This is a genomic window from Pseudocalidococcus azoricus BACA0444 (assembly GCF_031729055.1).
GTDB lineage: Bacteria > Cyanobacteriota > Cyanobacteriia > Thermosynechococcales > Thermosynechococcaceae > Pseudocalidococcus > Pseudocalidococcus azoricus.
In genome coordinates, this window is sequence record NZ_JAVMIP010000001.1 from 429,623 (window position 1) to 449,891 (window position 20,269).

Annotated in this window: 12 protein-coding genes, 1 tRNA gene and 3 pseudogenes; 7 read left to right on the top strand and 9 right to left on the bottom strand. The window is 50.3% G+C overall.

Annotated elements, in window-relative coordinates; translation table 11 throughout:
- Positions 1-3 precede the first annotated feature (3 nt).
- Positions 4-867 (bottom strand): acetylglutamate kinase, encoded by an 864-nt coding sequence (gene argB / locus RIF25_RS02100; protein WP_015122814.1) that lies wholly within the window; start codon positions 865-867, stop codon positions 4-6.
- Between the two features lie 78 nt (positions 868-945).
- Here argB and RIF25_RS02105 point away from each other — a divergent pair, with 78 nt between their 5' ends.
- The 3 genes and pseudogenes from RIF25_RS02105 to RIF25_RS02120 all read left to right on the top strand — a co-directional run.
- A complete protein-coding gene (locus tag RIF25_RS02105; RefSeq protein ID WP_322876899.1) occupies positions 946-1,746 on the top strand; it encodes an SAM hydrolase/SAM-dependent halogenase family protein in 801 nt (266 codons plus the stop codon).
- 74 nt (positions 1,747-1,820) lie between these two features.
- Positions 1,821-1,892: transfer RNA gene (locus RIF25_RS02110), tRNA-Lys, on the top strand.
- A 167-nt stretch (positions 1,893-2,059) separates the two neighbouring features.
- Positions 2,060-2,461 (top strand): annotated as a pseudogene (locus RIF25_RS02120) (tyrosine-type recombinase/integrase); the annotation flags it as partial.
- Here the strand turns inward: RIF25_RS02120 and RIF25_RS17070 are convergent.
- Positions 2,379-2,864 (bottom strand): transposase, encoded by a 486-nt coding sequence (locus RIF25_RS17070; protein WP_407682272.1) that lies wholly within the window; start codon positions 2,862-2,864, stop codon positions 2,379-2,381. The pseudogene RIF25_RS02120 and the gene RIF25_RS17070 overlap by 83 nt on opposite strands.
- A 231-nt stretch (positions 2,865-3,095) precedes the next feature.
- Between RIF25_RS17070 and RIF25_RS17075 the strand changes: the two are divergent.
- Positions 3,096-3,344, top strand: a pseudogene (locus RIF25_RS17075) (TaqI-like C-terminal specificity domain-containing protein); the annotation flags it as partial.
- A 54-nt stretch (positions 3,345-3,398) separates the two neighbouring features.
- On the top strand, positions 3,399-3,776 hold the full coding sequence (locus tag RIF25_RS02125) for a hypothetical protein (protein WP_322876901.1): 378 nt from the start codon (positions 3,399-3,401) through the stop codon (positions 3,774-3,776).
- Positions 3,777-3,942: 166 nt separating this feature from the next.
- Here RIF25_RS02125 and RIF25_RS02130 read toward each other — a convergent pair whose 3' ends face one another.
- On the bottom strand, positions 3,943-4,095 hold the full coding sequence (locus RIF25_RS02130; RefSeq protein ID WP_322876902.1) for a hypothetical protein: 153 nt from the start codon (positions 4,093-4,095) through the stop codon (positions 3,943-3,945).
- 151 nt (positions 4,096-4,246) lie between these two features.
- Between RIF25_RS02130 and RIF25_RS02135 the strand changes: the two genes are divergently transcribed.
- Positions 4,247-4,507 (top strand): hypothetical protein, encoded by a 261-nt coding sequence (locus tag RIF25_RS02135; RefSeq protein WP_322876903.1) that lies wholly within the window; start codon positions 4,247-4,249, stop codon positions 4,505-4,507.
- 7 nt (positions 4,508-4,514) lie between these two features.
- Positions 4,515-4,644, top strand: a pseudogene (locus RIF25_RS17080) (VapC toxin family PIN domain ribonuclease); the annotation flags it as partial.
- 95 nt (positions 4,645-4,739) lie between these two features.
- Here the strand turns inward: RIF25_RS17080 and RIF25_RS02145 are convergent.
- The 6 genes from RIF25_RS02145 to RIF25_RS02170 all read right to left on the bottom strand — a co-directional run bounded on the left by RIF25_RS02145 (position 4,740) and on the right by RIF25_RS02170 (position 20,156).
- Entirely contained in the window at positions 4,740-5,366 is a 627-nt protein-coding gene (locus RIF25_RS02145) for a chorismate lyase (protein ID WP_322876905.1), read from the bottom strand.
- A gap of 70 nt (positions 5,367-5,436) precedes the next feature.
- Positions 5,437-7,359 carry an APC family permease gene (locus RIF25_RS02150; RefSeq protein WP_322876906.1) on the bottom strand — a complete coding sequence of 641 codons (1,923 nt, stop codon included), beginning with the start codon at positions 7,357-7,359 and terminating at the stop codon, positions 5,437-5,439.
- A gap of 251 nt (positions 7,360-7,610) precedes the next feature.
- Positions 7,611-9,188, bottom strand: coding sequence for an ammonium transporter (locus tag RIF25_RS02155; protein WP_322876907.1), 1,578 nt, complete (start codon positions 9,186-9,188; stop codon positions 7,611-7,613).
- 529 nt (positions 9,189-9,717) lie between these two features.
- Complete coding sequence (locus RIF25_RS02160) at positions 9,718-12,408, bottom strand: DEAD/DEAH box helicase (protein WP_322876908.1); 2,691 nt, start codon at positions 12,406-12,408, stop codon at positions 9,718-9,720.
- Entirely contained in the window at positions 12,405-16,394 is a 3,990-nt protein-coding gene (locus RIF25_RS02165; RefSeq protein WP_322876909.1) for a response regulator, read from the bottom strand. The genes RIF25_RS02160 and RIF25_RS02165 overlap by 4 nt, the downstream gene beginning before the upstream one ends.
- Before the next feature lie 15 nt (positions 16,395-16,409).
- A complete protein-coding gene (locus RIF25_RS02170) occupies positions 16,410-20,156 on the bottom strand; it encodes a methyl-accepting chemotaxis protein (RefSeq protein WP_322876910.1) in 3,747 nt (1,248 codons plus the stop codon).
- Positions 20,157-20,269 lie beyond the last annotated feature (113 nt).

Here is a 20,269-nt window from a genome sequence, read left to right on the forward strand (position 1 = left end):
GGGTTAACAGGAAGAACCGACAATCATGGAGCCAATCCCAGAGTCGGTGAAAATTTCCAGAAGTAGGGAATGGGGAATCCGCCCGTCAATGATATGGGCTGCTTTGACACCTTGGGCGAGGGAGCGGATACAGCAATTGACCTTGGGAATCATCCCCCCAGAGACAGTTCCATCTTGAATCAGTTCACGGGCCTGGGCAATATCCAGTTTATAGAGCAGGGTGCTGGGGTCGTGGTAATCCCGTAAAATTCCTGCGGTGTCTGTCAGCAAAATCAGTTTTTCGGCCCCCAAGGCAGCGGCAATTTCCCCGGCCACGGTATCGGCATTGATGTTGTAGGCTTGGCCGGTTTCATCGGCAGCAACGCTGGAAATGACGGGAATATAGCCTTTTTCAACTAGGGTCGAGACAACGCGGATATCTACACTTTGAACATCGCCGACAAAGCCAATCCCATCTTGTCCCTGACTGCGGGCCTGGATGAGGTTCCCATCTTTACCACAGAGTCCCACCGCCTGCCCCCCGGCCTGGTTAATCAGGGAGACCAGTTCCTTATTGACCCGCCCCACCAGAACCATTTCTACCACATCCATTGTGGGGGCATCGGTCACTCGCAGGCCATTCTTGAATTGGGGTTCAATGTTGAGTTTGGTTAGCCAGGTGTTAATTTCTGGGCCGCCCCCATGCACTACTACGGGTCGGACTCCCACAAAGGACATAAAGACAATATCCCGAATCACCGTTGCTTTCAGGTTGCTGTCTTTCATGGCTGCACCCCCATATTTGACAACCACCGTGCGTCCGGCAAAGGCCTGGAGATAGGGGAGGGCTTCGCTGAGGACTTGTACCCGGTCGGTGTCATTCAACATGGTTGCATTCCGTAAAATAGTTCTGCAAATGATCGGGAATTATTACATGATTTAGTCGTAGATTACACCAGTCTGTTTATGTCGGCTGCTTTCACACCTGCTCCGATGATTACCCTGCTGACTGATTTTGGCTATCAAGATTCTTATGCAGGCATTCTGCGCGGCATCATTTTCCAAATTAACCCCACCGCAACCATCATTGACCTGACCCATGGCATCGCTCCTCACGACTGTCATGCCGCAATGTTCCAACTCCGCCAGGCCACGCCCTACTTTAATCCTCAAACCATCCATCTAGCGGTGGTGGATCCAGGAGTAGGCAGTAGTCGCCGGGGCCTAGCCATCCAAACGAGTCAAGGGGTTTTAGTTGGCCCAGATAACGGGATTTTTACAGGAGTACTGCACCAGGCCCAGGTTAGCCAAGCCGTCGAGTTAACTAATCCAGACTATTGGCTCCCATTGGAAATTAGTACCACGTTCCATGGCCGAGATATTTTTGCCCCCGTAGCAGCCCATTTATCCTTGGGAGTAGCCCTCGGTTCTTTCGGAAATCCAATTGATCCGGCTGCTTTAATCCGTTTACCTGGCCTGGAACCGGAACAAACCTCTGTGGGCTGGCGGGGAATTGTCCAAGGCATTGATCATTTTGGGAATGTCATCTCAACCTTGCCAAAAACACTCTGCCAAGGCGGGACGTGGATGGTTCAGTACCAGGCCCTAACTTTACCGTTGATGCAGATCTACAGCGAAGTTTCTCCCGACCAGCCCATTGCCCTGATCGGTAGTCATGGTTGGCTTGAAATTGCCATTAACCAGGGTTCTGCAGCCCAAATCTATGGAACTCGACTGGGGGACACCATTTACCTATACCCTGCCTAAATAGAACCTACTATCCAAGAGCAAATCGGATGTGTTACCTTGGTAAATGCCTTGAATTTAAGGCGCAAAGCAGTGGGTCGCTAGCTCAGCGGTAGAGCACTCGGCTTTTAACCGATTGGTCTTGGGTTCGAATCCCAGGCGACCCATGAAATATTTATCTGAGACAGTCTGATAATGTCTATAAAGTATTGCTGGTAAAGGTTTACAGCCTTATTGGTTGTCTCAGTCAGTCTCATGTTGTCTCAGATAAGCTAGGGATAAGTGGGGGTATGAATTAGGGTATTGCCCCCTTGTCTCAGACTAGCTACCCCCAATGCTGACAGAACTAGCTATCCGTAAGGCTAAACCGACTGAGAAACCCCAAAAGCCCTTTGATGGCAGTCGGTTATTTCTGGAAGTGCCGCCCAAGGAAAATAAGCGATGGCGGCTGAAGTATCGGTATTAGGGCAAAGAAAAGCTCCTGAGCCTGGGGCTTTATCCTGCAATCACTTTGGCAGATGCCAGACAGCGGCGGGATGAGGCCAAGAAGCTGTTAGCCCATGGCATAAACCCATCTGCGGAGCGCAAAGCTACCCAGGCGGCTAAATTTGCCAGTGAGTCAGGGCGGTTTGAGATTGTGGCCAGGGAATGGTTCAGTAAGTTTCAAACTCAATGGGCAGAGAGTCACGCCAAGGTGAATATGCAACGCCTGGAGCGGGATGTGTCCCCTTGGTTGGGTGATCGTCCAGAAATTTCCAATCAGCAAACCCTCTATCCATTAGAGCAGCTGTGTTTTCCGGAATCATTGTCAGGATTTGCTCGATAAATTTAAGATCATTTTCTTGACCGAAGTTAATCACACAGTCACTCGTGACATTCTGAGTCAGGTTAAATCCATTCAGGAGCTTGACTTGATGATATCCTTGCGACCAAAAGAGTTGACTGGTTAGAGTGACTACGGTTGAGTCAATCGGGAATAACATTAATGTTGAATCCGGATTTTTCCGTCTAACTCTCTGAATCAGTTGAGCATAGATTCGCCGAAATAAACCATCATCACGAGTTTTATTGGCTTTTGAAAACGTGGATATATCAACCTCAATTCCTGATTTGTTTAAACGGTAAAATAAGGCTCGCATACTCGTTAATCCTTGGTCTATGACGTAGGTTAACTAGATTTTGAAAAATAGTTGAGAGTTAAGAACTGGGTAATCGTGACTGCTGAGTTGCTTGAGAATCGATTTGAAAATGTTTGTAAGTGATGCCATTATACTCTCACTATTTTTTTGTTTATTTAAAGGGAGAATACTTAATTTCTGCCCTTTTTTTGTACTTTAAGCTAACTTTCAACACTTCTGGAATGGTACGAGATGCAAGATGCAGTTGACTACTGGGAACTTTTTGAATATCCCAAAATAGTCTGGAAGGATTTATCAACATATTCAGAATTTTGTCTGGACTTAGCCGGAACATTTACAAATGATTTATGTTTTATATTGCAATCAAATGATCAGTATTTACTAGCCGTTTTGAACTCTCCGATGATGTGGTACTACCTTTTTAGGAACACCATTTATCGAATCAATGAAACCTTAAGACTAAAGAATATTTACACTGAGTCTTTACCCATTGCGTTGCCGACTGATCAAATAAAGTCACAAATTGAGCCTAAAGTGAGTCGCTTAATTGAAATCACCCAACAAAACCAGGCCAGCCATCGAGAACTCCTGGATTGGCTCCAGACCGAACAGAACATTCCCAAACTCGGCCAAAAACTCGAAAACTTTGCTAGCTTAGACCGTGATCAGTTTGTCCAAGAAGTCAGAGCCAGAAAGCCCAAAACCGAGAGCCTTAGCCCCAAGGGTTTGAAAGAACTCCGAGAAGCCTATCAAGACTATGCCCCCCAAATCCAGGCCCGCAATGCCGAAGCCCTTACCTTGGAAATTCAACTTTCAGATTTAGTCAATCAAGCCTATGGCCTCACCCCTGAAGAAATTGATCTGATGTGGAAAACTGCCCCGCCAAGAATGCCCATCCCCCGGCCTTTTTAATGGATTAGTGGATTTTGGCCTGGCCTGGAGATCGAGTTTAATATGCAGTGACGATTTCTGTGGTGCTGAGGCTATCTGTTTTAGTCAAGTCCTCGATTTTAATCCAATGAACAGGCTTCCCCTCAGACAGAGCGATCGCAGCAAGTTTCTCGTTTTGCTCATTAATTCAAACATCAGCGGTGATCGGAAAAACAGCGGCTCCATTGGGTATATCGGCTAAGATTTCAGGATTCTTCAGAGCCTGACCTAATTGTTGAGCGACTTGTATATTGACCGCAGCTAGGTGTTGTTGTTCAGCTTTAGTTAAGTTCAGACTCATATCGTTCTTGCTCTTTGTACCAGTTCTCTAGCATTCAATCTCAGGCTATCTCGCAACACAGGCTCGGCAATCAATACATCAACCCCAAAAGGGGTGAAAGGTTTTGTAATATGGCACTGTATTAACTTCGTAGTGTAGAAGACTCCAGGCAATGACTATCTCTTTGGAATTACCATCAGGCCTAGAGAACGAGCTTTCTGACGAGGCTGCCCAACTAAATCTACCGCTGCCGGAATATATTCTTCGAGTTCTCTCCTTTCGCCCATTTCTGCAAAACCCGCCCAAAACCGGAGTTGAGCTTGTTGCCTACTGGGAAAGTATTGGGGTGATCAACTCACGGCCAGATATTACTAATAGCCAAGAATATGCCCGCAGATTAAGCGATCAAGCTGAACACCGAAAGCAGGTTTAGAGTCTAAATGTACTTGGTTAATACCGATGTCATGATCGACATTCAGCGGGGGTATGGGCCTGGCCTGGTTTGCAGAACTAACGGGTATTCATGGCTTTGTCGTCATGGAGTTGATTCAAGATGCTCAGAACAAGCAAGCTCTAGTCGGTTCTTACCTCTCCAGGCCTGGGGCACAACCTCCTGTAGCCAAGGTGTTGATCTAGGGACTTGAGCGCAAGAGTCACCGATTAACTTAAGGATGACAACTCATGGGACCCAGATAGCGACAGAGATAGGGTGAAAAAACTTCATAGATGACTGTTAACGGGCGATGATCGTGCCAGAACAAGTAATGTCGGCCCCAAAACGGCCCGGTTTCCCCGAAGGCAGCAGCTAACTCTGGGGAATGACCCAAATAAACCCCCTGAATATCCCGATACAGTTCGACCTTTAGTTTGGCCAGACTTGCCCAAATGGGTAAAGCCCGGTTTTGGAGATATTCATCCACATGGGCAGCTTCCCACCAAGACGTGGCATAGGCCAAACGTTGCCCCGAAGCTGTCCGTAGCCACACCTGTCGTCTGAGTCTGGGGCCAGGAATTGCCGTGATTGCCGGTGGCGCATGATCTGGATCCAGGCCAACTAGGGACATATCAATCACATCCACTTCTGTTGGTTCTCCGGTGAGGAGTTGTAAATGGCGGGTTGGCGAGCCGTCTCCCAAAATTAAAATCTGCCAGGCCGGGGCCAACAGGGCATGGGGTAATCCCACGGGAATCACATCCGTTGTTCCTTGCCAAACCGGGTCTAGGGCATACCAGGCCGGGGCTTGCGGATCCCTGATTACGGTTGCTGGCGTTAGAAACGGTTGAGAGGGCATAGGAGTTTGTGACAAAACTTTACTTCCCTTACTGTAACGATATTTGCCCCATCGCGTCCTCAAACTTCCCCTATCCCCCGACATGAATTCTCGGCCGTTGCTCAGGATCCGGTTCGGCTTGACGCAACACTTCCCGCGTCACTAAGGCCGTATCTCCTTCGCCAAACAAGATAAAGCGGATTAAAAACTTAATCGGATGTCCCTCGGCCCAACCAAAGTAAACATGGGGGAGTTGGCCTGTATCATGCCGAATTTGGAGCAAAATTGCCGCAATGGCATTGGGAATCGCCGCGGCCTGGGTGCGTAAAACCCGCTGTTCTCCAATGGTTAGCCCCTGAACTCCAATGGTTTGGCTAAAGGTGGACGCATCAGCAACCTGCACCTCCAAAAATAGGACTGAATCTGTTGGCGGAATATGGTCATCCTCACGGACCCGCTGTTCCTTGGCCTGGTAGTCATTGGGGACTGTATTGGCACTGTAGCGATGGGCAATCAGACGAATAATCCCTTGATGGTTACTTTCCTGGTTAATAAACTCCATTGCCGCTGGATCAAAGCTGACCGACTCAATGCGTAATTCCGTAGACCGCCAGACGCGGGAAATCAGGGAAATGATCACAACCACCCCAATAAAAAAGCTGGCAATCTTAATCCCTTCCGGTCGCTCGGCAATATTGACAAGAGTTGTATAGGCAAAAACCAGACTAATAAAGCCAAAGCCCCATTTAGCCAGGCCTGGGCGATGTCGAAAGGCCAAGGTGACAGCGACAGCGGCCGAACTCATCAAAACTAACACCCCCGTTGCATAGGCCGCCCCTTGGGCATCCACATTGGCCTGGAAGAGCACGGTAACGAAAAAAGCAATGGCGGTATAGACCAAGACCAAGGGCCGCCGCATTCTTGTCCAACTGGGAGCCATGCCATAGCGGGGTAAATAGCGGGGAACTACATTCAACAGCCCCGCCATCGCCGAAGCCCCGGCAAACCACAAAATTAAAATGGTACTGATGTCATAAACCGTGCCAAACCCATTCCCCAAATACTCATGGGCAAGATAGGCGAGGGCCCGGCCATTGGCGCGTCCTCCAGTTTGAAATTCTGCCGCCGGGATTAAAAAAATGGTTACCAGACTACTGGATAACAGAAAGATACTCATCAGCACCGCCGCCAGACCCAACATTTTTCCGGTATTCTTAATCCGGCCGATGGGTTGATCTTCTGTATCTCCGGCCTGACCCCGAATCAAGGGCATCACTACCACCCCGGTTTCAAAGCCCGATAGCCCCAACGCCAATTTAGGAAAGAGTAACCCTGCCGTCACCAGCAGCAGCAGTGGGTTTGGATAACTGGTGAAGAGGAGATTTTTCCAGGCCACCACCTGCCCCCAGTTTTCTATGACATGATAGCCAGCCACAATAATCGTGATGGTATTCAGGAATAAATAGACAACTACCAAGGGCACGGCAATCCCCACGGCCTCCCGAAAACCCCGCAGAAAAACAAGGGCTAGGAGGACAATCAAAACCAATGTGACGAGAACATTTTCCCCTGGAAACAGTCCCAGGCCCTGTACAAAGGGATTCTCTAAGAGGTGGGCCGTGGCATCGGCGGCGGAAATGGTAATCGTAATCATGAAGTCTGTTGCCATAAAGCCCAACAGGCCCAAGACAAACAATTTCCCCTGCCACCAAGGAAGGAGATGTTCCAGCATGGCAATGGAGCCTTCTCCCTGGGGGCTAAAGCTGGCCACCCGCCGATAAATTGGTAACGCGCCAAAGAGTGTTAGGAGGATCAAAATCAAGGTTGCTACGGGAGAGAGGGCCCCAGCCGCCAAAGCCGCAATTCCCGGTTGATAGCCCAGGGTCGAAAAGTAATCCACACCCGTCAGACACATGACCCGCCACCAGGCCTGGGACTGCTCGTGCCCCTGCGCTGTATTTTCCCGCAATAACCAATGGGATAACTTGGCCGGGTAACTTGGGCGCAAGCGCATAGGAAATCCTTAAAAACTGAGGCACAACTGAATCATATCCAGGCCCTATTCTCTCCCATGATCCGCTTTCCAAAGCAAAGGCAAAGCTTAAGTTTATCCGGGTCGAGGGGCTATATCTAAGCTGGTAGAAATTCTCAAGGCATTGCCTCAGAACTTTTGCTGACCTGCTCCAATCTAACCCCACATGGATCATGCCATAGCATGATTTCAATCATCTTCAAAGATTAATCTCTCTGATCAGGCATCCAGAGTTAACGCTTGAGACTGATTTCGCTAGGAAAATCACCGCCATAGGCTGTCTCACCATGCTCATGAATATCCAAGCCCTCATCCTCCACATCGGTACTCACCCGTAAGTCCATCACCAATGACAGTAGTTTGAGAATAATGAATGTACCGAAACCCGCTAACACCCAAGAAACGATGATGCTGGTGAGTTGAGGAAGCAGCTGGCCTGGATTGCCGGACAGTAAACCATCGGTATTGGCAAAACCATTGACCACTTTGGTCGCAAACACCCCGGTTAAAAGGGCCCCGACTGTTCCCCCCACTCCATGGACCGGAAATGTATCCAGAGCATCATCAAACTTTAACTTGGCTTTTAAGTTGACGGCTCCATAGCAGCACAAGGCTGTAATGACCCCAATCGCCAGCGCACTCAGGGGAGTCACAAAACCGGCCGCAGGAGTAATTCCGACCAGGCCAGCCACAAAACCACTTCCTAATCCGACAGCAGTGGGGACACCTCGTAGTAGCCATTCCGCCAACATCCACGTTAAGCCTGCTGCTGCTGCTGCAATCGTTGTTGCGACCACTGCTACTGTTGCTGAAGGTAATTTGGCCACATCACCACCAATCCCTAAGGCACTACCGCCATTAAAGCCAAACCAGCCAAACCAGAGCAAACCCACCCCGAGCAAAACAAAGGGCACATTGTGAGGCAACATGGGGGCAACTTGATGATCCTTGCGCGGCCCTAGCATCCAGGCCGCTACTAAGGCCGAGACTCCAGAACTGATATGCACTACCGTCCCCCCGGCAAAATCGAGCGCATTGATGCTACCTAAAAAGCCCCGTCCCCAAACCATATGGGCTAAGGGCGAGTAAATAAAAGTTGACCATAGGATCAGAAACCAAAAGTAGGCCTTAAAACTGATCCGCTCCACAATCGCGCCTGATACCAAGGCCACCGTAATAATGGCAAAGGTCATTTGATAGACCATAAACAGTTCATGGGGAATGGTCGCGGCATAAATTCCCCCAGGATCTGGGGCCAGATTAACACCGTGTAAGCCAAGCCAGTCCAAGCCGCCAATAAAGGCTCCAATCCCAGTTTCAAAATTCTTGTCATTGAGGGAAACATGACTGAAGGCTAAACTATACCCCCACAGCACCCAGGTTACCCCCACTACTGCCATGGAAACCAGGCTCATCATGATGGTGTTCAAGACATTGCGGGAGCGGACTAAGCCACCATAGAAAAATGCTAGGCCGGGTGTCATCAACAAAACCAAGGCTGTACTGACTAACATCCAGGCTGTGTCGGCTGCGTCAATAGCCTTGTAGGGATCTGTGGCGGCAGCTGCGGTTTGGGCCAGAGAACCCTCAGCTAAGGGCCCAGCCAATAAACTAGAAAATCCGATTAGACATAGAGGCAAGGCAAATAGAACAATAAAGCGGCGGGAGCCAGCCAAGGGAGCCGGGGGCTGGGAGAGATCAGCAAATCTTCGGAACGCGAACCAAAGAGAGGATGTAGTTTGCCGCCAGGCTTTTAACTTGAAGCGAGTGTACCGAAAAAAATGCCACTTGAGAGGTGAAAATTTTGTCATTGTTGCTCAGTCCTTAGCCCGATAAAGGCGATGTGAACAAAAAAGCAGGTCTCAAAAAATTTCCTAGTAATTGCTACGCATGAAAACTCCTACACACTTAAAACCCCACAGTTAGACCGAATAGGGGTGGAATTAACCGTTTTGGGGAGATACAGGTAAATTTAGGAGAACTTGAGGGGCAGTATTACGGAGCTTTTCCTCGCTGATAAAGTCCGTTTTGAACTTGAGTTAAATACTGCTGATTCAAGGGCTACCACAAGTCATTGAGGACAGGTAACTGAATCTAGAAATGAATTTAATCTGCTAAAACTTTGGCGAAGTCGTATCAGAAACCTTTAACTCCACTATCCCGCTATTGACTGCCTCAGTTGCCCGGAAAATGATTAGGTCTTAGTCGGGGTAAATATTTCAGTTGCTGCCTCTCTTACTATTACGAAAGCTCAGCTAGGACATTCTGTATCTAAGAAAACAGATTCTCGGTAAATTATTTACCTGAGTCCTCAGGCAAGGCTTTAATGCCATTCTTAATTCACGAACTGATGCTGCCTATATCCTGAGGGTTGATATCCGGGTCTTCGACAAGTAAATCATTAACGGGGAAGCGATCCAATAATTGCCGGGCCTGGGTGGCTGATTTCTTCAGGGTTGGGCTGGCATGGGGCGCATGGGGAATTTGGGAGAGAACATCCAAGGTGCGGCGCAACAGACGGACTAAATCCCCTTGATCCAAGTTCGTAGCTTGGCAGAGAGCAGACCATTCTATTCCTAAGGCCCAATGCTCTACCAGGCCGACTAAACCCGTTTCTAACCAAATTGGGAAAATCACTCGTTTGCGGCGCTGGGCCTGGAACAATTGGCGGCGGATCGGGCGCAAGCTGCTTAAGGCCTCTTCAACTGGTGCAGAAAGAGCATGATCTGTCCAGCTATCGGGGCGGGGAGTTTCGGTGACTAAGGCGGCACAGGCAGCGGCTAGTTGTTGCGGGGGCAACTCATCCAAGGCCCCAGAATCGAATGCCAAGGCTAACCACAGTTCGTTCTCGCCCCGCAGAGAAGCAGCTAATTGCCCCAAGGGGGTTGCAACTAAATCCTCCAGGCCTCCAAACTCTTGCAAAATGGCGATTAAACTCAAAAAGTCTTCCCAATGGGGGTGGGCTTGCTGGCTCAGTTTTTCTTGGCGATCCACCAGGTCTGTTAATAATTTCTCCCGTCGTCGCCGTAACCGTAAAGCCGTCCCTGGATTCGCCCCCACCGGTAGGGTGGCCATTTCAGCCTCAATTTGGGCAATTTTCTTGGCCTGGGCCTGGACTTCTAGGGAAACATCGGGATGCATCTCCGGTAAAGCTTTGGCGATGTCGGCTGCTTCCGTGGGCCCGTTCCAGGAATACCCACGTTTAGGGGAAATGTCGGTAGGCCAAGCCGGGAACACCACCGGAGCTACTTTGCCAATGGCCTTGACCTGCTCCAATGCGACGACATAAAAGCGATTATTAACTCCCCAACAACCTAAGAGGGGAAATTGCCCCGGCCCCGGCAGTTTGGCAGCAAGGATCGCCGTTAGATAGGCATCTTCCACCTTGGGATGGAGTTCGGTCGTATCCAAGCAAACTAAAGTCCCAGGTTGAGCAACCAAAAGTTGGGGAACCCGCTGTTCATGGGCCAGGGCCTCGGCCTGGTGGCTCAGGGTTTTCAGGAGGCGTTGTTCTTGGCGGAGCCGTTCCCGCAGCTTTTGATAACGACTCAGGGCCTGGGGGTTGGCAGGATCTAGACGCTGGTTAATCTCTTCCAGTTCTGCTTCTAATGTCGCAATGGCCTGGCGTTGGGGAGCAAGGTGTAAGGTAGCAAGGTATTGACCAAAACTGCGCTCAATCAAGTCTCTGGCTTCTTCTAAGGTATGCCGTTGCAGTAGATTCAAAACCATCCCATAACTGGGTGTAAACTGACTCACCAGGGGATCCGGGCCAACGGTAGCTAAATAGGCCGCTTCCCGTGCCCCTTCAAAGGGGGTTTGCAGTGTCACCACATGGCCAATTTCGTCCATCCCCCGCCGCCCGGCCCGGCCGGAAATCTGCAAAAACTCCGAGGCTGTTAAGAGACGATGCCCAGAATCGGTGCGTTTGGAAAGGGATGATAACACCGTTGTCCGGGCTGGCATATTAATTCCGGCTGCCAACGTTTCCGTGGCAAACACAACTTTGATGAGACCGTCTTGAAATAGCTCTTCAATCAGGGTTTTCCACAGGGGTAGGACTCCGGCATGGTGAGCGGCAATTCCCTGGCGTAAGGGGGCAATGTGGGCAGTCGGGACAACGGCACCATTACGGGCTAAGAACTCGTCCAAAATTTGGTTCAGGGCCTGGGATTCGTCAGGATTGAGCAAGTTTACGCCACCCATTTGTTGGAGGGCCTGGTCACAGCCGCGCCGACTAAAAATAAAGTAGATGGCTGGTAACATTTGCCGCTGGGCTAACTGATTGACCACATAGGCTAAATTGAGGAACTCTGGGCGTTTTCGGCCCCGGACAGGAGGAGGGTTGGAGCGCAGTAAACGGGCATTGAGATGGGTTTTCTCGCTGTTTAGGAGGGGAAATAATCCCTTTCCCTGGCAAAAATAAAACTGTAGGGGAACAGGTCGCCAATCCGAATAAATTAGCCTGGTTTCCCCGTGAACGGCGGTAATCCAATCCGTTAGTTGTTCCCCATTGGCGATGGTGGCAGAAAGGGCGACTAACTGAATTTCGGCTGGACAATAAATGATTGACTCTTCCCACACTGTCCCTCGTTGCCGGTCATTCATATAATGGCATTCATCTAAAACCACCGACTCGACTCCAGCTAAGGATGTGCCCACTTCCCCAATCGGCGTTCCATAGAGCATATTCCGAAAAATTTCGGTGGTCATGACGAGAATGGGCGCGTCACGGTTAATGGACACATCTCCCGTCAACAGGCCCACCTGCTCGTGGCCAAATTGTTCGCGAAAATCCCGCAGTTTTTGGTTAGACAGTGCCTTTAAGGGAGTCGTATAGAAAACCCGCCGTTGCCGCGCCAAAGCCCGATGAATCACATACTCCCCAACCAGAGTCTTCCCAGAACCCGTCGGGGCACAGACGACAACGGAACAGTTTTGATTGAGGGCCTCAATGGCCTGGAGTTGGAAGTCATCTAGGGAAAAAGGAAATAATGCCGTAAACTCCTCTAACCCATAACTAGTTTGGTTCATGGGACTGGTTCAGAAACCAAAACTTCCCCCTGGAGCAAGCGATTTGCCGCATCCAATAACTGCTCCTCTAAATAAGGTTTGGTGAAATAGCCTCGTGCTCCCAGTTGGGCAGCCATTTGCCGGTGACGATCTGCCCCCCGTGAGGTCAGCATCGCAATCGGTAGTTGGCTTAAGGTAGGATCTTTCTGCATCCGCGACAGCAACTCCAGGCCATCCATTCGCGGCATCTCAATATCACAGAAAACCAAATCACAGGGCAAACCAGAGCGGAGTTTTTCCCAAGCATCCTGTCCGTCGCGGGCCTGTTCGACTCGATAACCAGCCCGTGTGAACGTCATCGAGAGGAGTTCCCGCACCGTAATCGAATCATCAATAATCAGGACTAAGGGTTCAGCTTTAACTATTTCTTCCGGAAGAGGGGGCATCGGTGTTCCCCAATCTCCAGGTTCCAGACGATTGAGCGAGAGATCAACTAATTCTAGGATGTCCGCAATGGCCATGGCCCGCCCATCCCCCTGCACCGTGACACCAGCAATTCCCATGGGTTTGGGAACCGGCCCCGCCAGTTGCTTAATCACAATTTCCTGCTCACCAATGACCTGATCCACTTGTAGGGCAATCAAATCATCGGCACTGCGGAGAATGACAACAGAAATGACATCTTCCTCATGACTGGCTCCACCATAGACATTACTTCGACTAATTTGTCGCCGATAAGGAAGTAAATCTGTCAATCGCCGGAATGTCAACTGCCGATCGCGCCAGGCCAGTTTCTGTTCGCCCTCCTCACTCACCTGTAAGCGATCTTCGGGAATATCTAGCATATCTTCCACACCATCAATGGGGAAGGCAATCCGGCAGTGATTATCAATACAACAGAGGGCTTTTGTGATACTCAGAGTCAGAGGTAAGCGAATCGTGAAGGTTGTGCCTTTCCCGAGGGTGGAATCGGTGTTGATACTGCCGCGAATTTCCTCAAGGCTAACCCGGACGACATCCATCCCCACGCCACGCCCAGCCAAATCATCGGCCTGATCCTTGGTGCTAAACCCAGACCGAAAAAGGAGACCATAAATATCTTGACGGGTCAGGTGATTAGCTTCAGAAGCAGAAATAATTCCGGTGGCAATGGCCTTGGCTTTAACCCGTTCCGAATCAATCCCATGGCCATCATCACTGACGGAAATAATTGTCTGACTACCCTGGTAAAAGGCTCGAATCTTCACAGTTCCTTTTTCTGGTTTCCCCTTGGCGCGACGCTCCTCTGGGGTTTCAATCCCGTGGTAGATGGCATTGTTAATTAGGTGGGTCATCGGATCATAGAGCCGCTCGAGAATCCCCTTATCTACGAGAATTCCTTCCCCTTCAATCTCCAAGTTGGCTTGCTTGCCACATTTGCTGGCAATTTGGCGAACGGCACCCGGTAAGCGTGTGGCCATTTCCCGGAAGGGCACCATGCGGGAACGACTCAAACTTTCTTGGACTTGGGTGGTGACTTGGCGGAACATCCGGGTTGTTTGCTCAACTTCATCGACCACATATTCAATGTCGGAGGCAGCCTCTCGAACGCGAACAATTCGTTCAATAACTTCCTGGGAAAGGGTATGGAAGCCAGTGAACCGATCCATTTCCAGGGAATCAAATTGCACCCCGGTGGCATGGTTAGGGTCATGGGTGCTCTCCCGCCCAAGGCCGCGAGGTTGAGAAATGCCGCTGAACAAAGAGCTTTCGAGGAGGGAACGGTCGTATAAATCCTGCATTTGTTGGCTGACATCCCCCAACTGCTGAACCTGATAGAGGAGGTTATCTAAAAATTGTCGGAGCCGCTCTTGGTTATCTTCTAAGGCATTCCGATTAACAACCAATTCCCCGACTAGGTTGTTGAGACCATCTAAATGCTTGACAGAAACCCGCATGGTTTGATCAAAGCCTGCACTGGCACTACGCCGAGTCGCTCGCGGACGTAAATTGAGGGCTGGGGTGATGGGATCGGAGGAGAGGGCTGGATTAGGGGTTAAGTCGGTGAGTAGGGAATCAAACTCCCTCAGTTGGGAGGCTGGAACAGATTCAGGGCCGGCAACCGGTTCCTCAAGGAGCGATTCTAGGTCATCCCAGGCCGGAGTTGGATCAGCTACAGTCTCTGGGGCTTGAGGCGGAGCTTCAGCTAGAAGGGCATCAAGGTCTTCAAAGTCAACCGTAGGTGCTGGGGTAGCAGTCACACGCCCCGCAAAAATTTCACTAATTTCGCTCAGATCATTGAGAATATCATCTTGGTCTGAAACCATACCAGGACTAGGTAAGAGTCCATCGGCAGTAGCGGCCATGAAGGCTTCTAAATCAGCCGAAGTTGCCAGTTGTTCTAAATTCTCCTGATCCCCCAACAAGCTAAGTTCTGGGGCTGGGACAATCAGTTCATCAAGAACGGCGGCCACCTCTGTAGCTTCGTGCCAATCCGAGGTAGGAATCTCGACCCGGTCGGGAGGTGTCAAAGCATCTAAGGTGGCAGGGGTAATTTCTTCTGCTAAGAAGGTATCTAAAAAGTCACTGTCAGCGGTTAAATTGGCTTCGCTTTGATCAATGCCCTCCAGCAAGGTATCAATCAAGCTCCCCAAACCAGCCGCATCAGCAGGAATCTCTAGGGACTGGGGTTCTAGGGGCTGTGATGCCGTTGTTTGGGCAAAAAAGGTAGCTAGGTCAACTTCTTCTTCACCCAGGCCACCGCTGGCAAGGGGGTCTGGCTCGGAACTGGTGAAATCTAAACCGCCCAACTCAGCTAGATCCTCAACTGCTGCGGTTCTCTCCCCAAATAGACCCGAGAGATCCATCTCATTGCTAGCTCCGGCTGCTGCCGCCGTGCTTTCTAAAAATTCGGAGAGATCATCATCGGCATCAATCACAGGCTGAGTGGAGTCAAAGCCATAGTCCAGGCCTGGCCAGGGGGGAGGCAGTTCTCCAGAAAGCTCAAAAATATCATCTAACTCACTCAGATCCGCTTCCGTTGTCTGCCAGACCACCGCTTCTTCCGTTAATTCGGCGGCAATCACGTCTGGTTCAGAGGGGAAGAACTCCCTGGATTCTTCTAATGCTCCAATTGGATCTAGTCCGGCCATGGGCATCACTGCCTCTGGAAGACTCTCCTCTAAGACCAATGGGGACTCAAGAACCGATTCAACCGGTAAGAGAGCCAGCATTTCCGGAGAAAGGCGAATCTCATCCTCTTGCTGGGCTAGGACGAGATCACGGGCCGCCTTAATGTCTTTAATGATGGTGGGAGCCAGGGCTAAAAGACTATTTTCAGGATTAGCAATGGCTCCATCGGCAGCCTCTAATAGGTTGACCCAGGCCTGGAGATCAAAGGGTTCTCCCAACTGCCCTAAGCTAACACAAGCGGCTTTTAACTCTTGGCGAATTTCCGGGGAGTCCGCCTGTTTGAACAGCTGCAACATCCCCCGGAGCCGTTCCGGGACATCGGTTTGAAACACAAATTCCCGCCCATCGCTAGGTTCGGCTATTGCGGTGGGGGTGATCGGGATGGGAAGCAGAGTAACGGCAGGTGTGGGTGCGCCGGACACTAAACCACTCAGATGAACTTCTAACTGATCAAAGACAGGTTCAGTTTGACTCAGGGCCTGGTTGGCCACCTCTTCAGATAGGCCAAAGGGGCTTTGGAGTTCGTCTAAAAGTTCTCGTAGGGCATCAAACCCCCGTAAAAAAAGAGTTTCTAAGGTTTCATCTACCCGGACGGGATGCTCCTTAAGGATCTTGAAGTAGTCTTCTAGTTTGTGGGAAATTTGCTGAATGCTGTGCAAACCGAGCATGGCGGCCCCACCCTTAACGGAATGAGCGGCCCGAAACATTTCACTCATGGCTTCCGGGTCATCAACCACCCCCTGCAAATTCATGAGGCTGGTCTCAATGGTGGTTAAATGCTCTTGAGCTTCCTCAATGAAATAGCCTAAGATGCGCTTTTGCTGATCAGTCTGCATCGCCCACTCCTTGAATTACCCCTGTTCTTCCGTTTGTTCAACCTTAAACCGCTCTACCGAAGACTGTAGATCTCGGGCAACGGTCACCAGATTGTGCAGAGAATCCGAGACTCGTTGGGCTTCCTGAGAGGTGGCCTGGGCTGTGAGTTCTACGGACTGCATCACGTGAGCCATGGAACGGGCCGTTTCCGTCTGCTCCACTGTGGCACTGGTAATGGAGCGCACCAAGCTATCAATCTGACTGGAAACTTGGATAATATCCTCCAGGGAGTGTTTGGCTTGTTCTGCCCGCCGCGTCCCTTCAATCACCTGTTGAGTACCTTCTTCCATTGCCGTCATCACCGCCCCGGTTTCACTTTGAATTTGGAGGACGATTTGCTCAATTTCCTTGGAGGATTTAGCAGCCCGATCTGCGAGTTGCCGGACTTCATCTGCAACGATAGCAAATCCTTTCCCCGATTCCCCAGCCCGAGCGGCTTCGATACTGGCATTCAACGCTAACAGGTTGGTGCGGGCCGAAATTTGGGAAATTAAGCCGACAATTTTGGAAATCTCCTGGGATGACTCGGCGAGATGCTTGACTTTCCGGGTCGTTTCCGCCACTGTTTCCCGAATTTGGAGAATCCCGGCCACGGTTCGCTCCACCGCTTCGCCACCTTTGAGAGCAGCTTCTGTTGCATTGCGAGCGACGAGATTGGCTTCTTTCGCACTTTCGGCCACCCGTTGAATGGCATTGGTCATCATCTGCACCGAGTTGAGCGTCACCGCTAATTCTTCGGCCTGGCGTAAGGCATCGGAAGAGAGACTACGAGCAAAGGTTTCATTATCCGTTGCCCCTTTATTGACTTGCCTGGCTGCAACTTTCACCTGTTGGACAATCTTGCGGAGATTAAAAATCGTCAGGTTAAAGGAGTCAGCAACGGCCCCCAGAACATCCGCTGTGACCTCGGCTTGCACCGTCAGATCTCCGCGAGCAGCCCCTTCGACATCATCCAATAGGCGAATCACCTGTCGTTGCAGGTCATCCCGTTGTCGCTCATTTTCCTCTGCTTTTTGCTGACTCTCGGCCATCACCCCTTGGATTGACTGAGTCATGGTGTTAAAACTGGTGGCCAGCTGCCCTAACTCATCTGGAGCAAAGACCGTAGCGGTGGCTGAAATATCACCAGTAATGACAGCATTAAACTGAGCCTGTAAATCAGTAGTGCAGCGCTTAATATGATCCACATTTCGCCGCCCTAAGGCGTAGGCAGCAACACCTCCAGCAAAGCCCCCTGCCAGGCCACCTAGCAAGGCACTGGGGACGTTTTCACCCTGATTAATGCCCAGGCCAACCAACCCAGAGGCCAAGGCAGAGACAACCCCCACCGTCAGGGCCGTAGTGGTATTGCGCTTACTAAACGAGGAAGCACTGGTATCGCTACTGCTCAGGGACGTAGTGGTGGCTACAACAGGACGGAGTAGGGGCGAGGGGACAGGGGGAGGTATGGGAATTGGGGCTGGCTGGGTAAAGGCTGACAAGTCCTCAAGCTCGGCACTGGCCTGGGCAATACTGGGGGCATCATTGTCACCGAAATCTAGATCGGGTAATTGACTCAACTCCGCTGATAAGTCCAGATCTTCAGGGACAATCGCGAATGTTTCATTCATTCGGGCTGCGGACTCGCCCTCTAGATCAATGGGGAGGGGAAGCTCTGAGGCCTGGAATGTATCCATTTCCCACTGAGGAGATACCCCAACTGGGCTTTCGGAAGACTCCACTTCGCCAAAATCGAACTCTCCTGCTCCAGTGCCAAAAATCTCTAATTCTGGCAATTCCAGAAGTTCGAGATTGGGTTCTGCCCCTTCGGCATCCGGATCAGCAAAGGTACTCCCTGTAGGAATAGAAGGAGGTTCGGCCGTATCGGTGGCATTCATAAAGATCGGGTCCACTTCTTCTGACTCTTCCCAAGCTGTCCCAGGAGTGGGTTGGGCTGCAAAATAATCCCCAAAGAGATCTTCGCCATCCTCCTCCAAGGCCGAGGGAATGGAATCCAAGTCAAGGGATGAGGGGCTTGAACCTGACTCAGAATTTGGTTCGGGAGTTTCTAAAAAGGCTGTTAAGTCATCTTCATCACTGGTTTCCTCCAGTTCAAGGGGAATATCGGTGTCTGTAAACTCTAGTAAATCTACGACATCAAGGCCGGGTAATGGGGACTGCGTTAACTCTGCCTCTGGTAGTGCTTGCGTCTCCAGGCCTGGCTCAGTTGCAAAATAAACAGCAGTCTCTGCCGCTTCTCCATTGGGTTGACCCGATTCACCATCAAGAGACAACAGAGCCGCGTCAGCCTCAAAATCCAGTGCAATTCCTGAGTCATCGGCGAGATTATCAGCAAAGAAATCCTCTAGATAATCTGAGTCCGGTTCAGACTGAATCTCTCCTGGCAACTCAAGCTCAGAAGACCTGGCAATGGCTGGTTCTTCATCCCAGTCCAAATCCAAACCCAATTCAGAAGGGGTAACTTCTGTCTGAGATAGCTCTTCTATAGGTGTGACTGAATCCGTGACCAGAGAAGAAATTGATTCGGAGAACTCTAGCTCGGCAATCCCATCCAATTCCTCAGCGAAGAAGTTGGCGATCGGTTCTGGGGCTGGCACATTTCCCTCAAGCTGAATTTCCGTAGCGAACTCATCTATAGCCAGGGACTCCGTCTGCCCGAAGTCGTTAAGGTCACCACTTAGGTCACTGATATTATCTAAATCAAAATCTTCTAAGCCATCAAACTCTTCAAGGTCTGCAATATCACCCAGATCTCCAAGGTCATCCATGTCCCCTAAAGCATTGGGATCAAAGTCAAAATCAAAGTCTTGGGTGGTTTCTAGGCTAGCCTCAACGGCTGGTTGACTCGGCTGAGGAGAAGGTTCCCGCGAATTTGGCTCAGACCAGGCCTGGGGAGTTTCGGTTACAAATACATCTCCATCCCCAATATCTGTGGCAAAGGGATCCCCAAACAAATTATCCAAGTTCCCAAGACTTACCTCTCCCACCGAAACCACTAATTCCGAATCAAGGGCGGAAAGGTCTGGTTGATTGGGCATGAGCATGGTCATTTCGTTTTCGGAATCTAGCTCATCAGCCTCCAGGGCTGGCCCTTGGTCAAAATTAAGGCCGACGAAGTCAGAATCCCCATCAATCGCTCCTAAATCAGTAGGAATATCGCTCCAGTCCAGATTGCGACTCTTGGGAGCCTCTACCGCGATGCTAATGGCAAAGGGATCTAGGTCTGACTCTCCTGACAAAGCTTCATCTGTTGAGGTGAGAGAGAACTCAGCCGGAACGGACAAATCTTCGGGTAAAGAGTCACTGGCCTGGAACTGCGCACTCACAGATTCCGTCTGAGAGAGGGCCTGGTTAGTTTGGATAAAGGTATGGCCCATTTGCAATCCGGTGGGTTCATCACTATCCCAGTCTTCTTCGTAAGCGTTACCCCCATTCGCTCCCCCAATGTCCACCAGTTCTAAGGTCTTAGACAGACTTTCATTGGCGCAATTAATCAGCTCCGGATCAGAGGTCAGATTTAACACCAACTCGTATTGCTCTTGGGCTGGTTGATATTGTTCCTGACAACAGTAGATATGTCCCCGCAGTAAGCGAATATTGGGATCATCAGGACGAGTGATGACCAGCTTATCCACGATTGTCGCAGCCTGGTCATAATTCCCCTGAATATAGGCTGTCACAGCTTTTTGATATTCTTGGGTGTACTGGGTACTGGATGCCATTAAACTTGCTCCCCTAACTGCACTGTGGTGTGTGAGACATCGCCTACTACGCTTACCTACTTATATAGAGTATGTTTAATTCCTGTTTGAAGATTACAAAGACCGTCAAATGT